This is a genomic window from Microcoleus sp. B7-D4, assembly GCF_036705125.1.
Lineage (GTDB): Bacteria > Cyanobacteriota > Cyanobacteriia > Cyanobacteriales > Microcoleaceae > Microcoleus.
Genome location: NZ_JAUBTT010000260.1, coordinates 1 through 1,375 on the forward strand (window position 1 = coordinate 1; position 1,375 = coordinate 1,375).

General features: G+C 41.0%; 1 protein-coding gene and 1 pseudogene. Both read left to right on the forward strand.

Features of this window, described 5'->3' with window-relative positions; genetic code table 11:
• Positions 1-206: pseudogene (locus QUB12_RS37345) on the forward strand (IS607 family transposase); the annotation flags it as partial.
• Positions 207-215: 9 nt separating this feature from the next.
• A complete protein-coding gene (locus tag QUB12_RS37350) occupies positions 216-1,292 on the forward strand; it encodes an RNA-guided endonuclease TnpB family protein (protein ID WP_333311116.1) in 1,077 nt (358 codons plus the stop codon).
• Positions 1,293-1,375: the final 83 nt, after the last annotated feature.

The window sequence follows — 1,375 nt, forward strand, 5'->3', positions numbered from 1 at the left end:
GATGCGAAATTGTAGTCGCCAATCAATTATCGTTGTCCCCCCAGCATGAATTAGTAGAAGATTTGATGGCGATAATCCACTGCTTCTCTTGCCGTCTATACGGTCTACGAAATTACTCCAAAGAGCTCAAAGAAAACCTAAAAAATGCTATTGACAAGCCCGTACAAGAACTGGCAAAATTGAGGAATCAAGAAATACAGTGTTGAGGTCGAACAATGCTTTTATCCATCAAAACAAAGTTAAAGTTAAACAAGAGCCAAGCAACAGTTATGAGTAAACACGCTGGAATAGCAAGGTTTACTTATAATTGGGGCTTGGCTACTTGGAGTAATCTTTATCAAGATGGACTGAAGCCAAATAAATACCTCCTCAAGAAATTCTTTAACAACCACGTAAAACCTGAGTTTACGTGGATTAAAGAGGCAGGTATTTGCCAAAAAATTACCCAGTATGCGTTTGATAACCTTGGGGATTCTTTCTCTAGATTCTTCTCGAAAAAAGGTGGCTATCCCAAATTCAAGAAGAAGGGGCATCACGATTCTTTCACTATTGATGCGAGTGGTAAGCCTATCCCTGTGGGCGGTACATCTATAAAGTTGCCGACAATCGGCTGGGTAAAAACTCACGAGGGATTGCCTCATACAACTTGCAAGTCAATTACCATTTCGCGCACTGCCGATAGTTGGTTTATCGCATTTGCCTACGAACAACATCATGAACCAACAATCAAAAGTCATGATGTTGTAGGAGTTGATTTGGGAGTCAAAGAGTTAGCTACACTTTCAACGGGCGTAGTATTTCCTCACCCAAAGCACTACAAAGCACATCTCGCAAAACTCAAGAGGTTGTCAAGGGTTCTTGCCAGAAAAGTCAAGGGTTCCGAGAATAGATACAAAGCCAAAATTCAATTAGCAAAGCATCACGCTAAGGTAGCAAATCTTAGAAAAAACACTCGGCATAAAATCACTACTTACTTATGCAAAAACCACGCAAAAATAGTAGTAGAAAATTTGAACGTTTCCGGGATGTTGGCCAATTATAAACTAGCTCAAGTAATAGCTGATTGTGGATTCCATGAATTCAAACGCCAGTTAGAGTACAAGGCTAAAAAGTTTGGCTGTGAAATAATCGTTGCCGACCGATGGTTCCCGTCGAGCAAGACCTGTTCAAACTGTGGACACATCCAAGATATGCCACTCAAAGAAAGGACTTATAACTGTGGAAGTTGTGGTCATTCGATGGACAGAGATTTAAACGCAGCAATTATGTTATCGCGGTTGGCTAAACCGTGAAAGCTTACTGAGGGATAACCGCTCCCATGCTCCCGATGAAGTAAGAAGCAAATGTCGAGACTTGTCTAGTATTTGTGTAGCAG

What these genes read in the sequence shown, in the direction of transcription:
- QUB12_RS37350 (WP_333311116.1), top strand. Translation starts at nt 216, where the DNA reads ATGCTTTTATCCATCAAAACAAAGTTAAAGTTAAACAAGAGCCAAGCA.